Source organism: Microvirga arabica (genome assembly GCF_016811235.1).
GTDB lineage: Bacteria > Pseudomonadota > Alphaproteobacteria > Rhizobiales > Beijerinckiaceae > Microvirga > Microvirga arabica.
The window spans coordinates 1-502 of record NZ_JAFBID010000246.1 but is presented as its reverse complement, the minus strand read 5'-3'; the positions used below and the strand labels follow the sequence as shown (position 1 = coordinate 502).

General features: G+C 64.7%; 1 pseudogene. It reads left to right on the top strand.

Annotated features, from left to right (window positions below):
* Nucleotides 1-502: pseudogene (locus JQC81_RS32720) on the top strand (IS701 family transposase); the annotation flags it as partial.

Genomic DNA, 502 nt, shown 5'->3' with positions numbered 1-502 from the left:
GTTGGTATGGGGCCGCAGAGCGCACGATTGAGATCACCTCGGCGACGGCTGTGTGGCAGCACGGCGGTCTGCTGGTCGTGCCGATCCGCTGGGTGCTGATCCGCGATCCTCTCAACCGCTTCGCGCCTCAGGCTCTCCTCTGCACCGACCCAACACGTGACCCGGCTCAGATCGTGCGTTGGTTCGTGCGGCGCTGGCAGGTGGAGGTCACCTTTCAGGAGGCTCGATCGCACCTCGGCATCGAGACGCAGCGCCAGTGGTCCGACAAGGCGATTGCTCGCACGACACCCTGCCTGCTCGCATTGTTCTCGATCGTGACGCTGATGGCGGGCCGCCTTCCAGCACGCGAACGTCGACAGGTTGCGCAGGCGGCATGGTACCGCAAACCACAGCCGACCTTCAGTGACGCCCTCGCAGCGGTGCGCCTGGCGATCTGGCGCGAACAGGCTTTCGTAACCTCACGCCGTAGAAGCAACAGCACGAAAGTCCGCTTTGCTCTGCC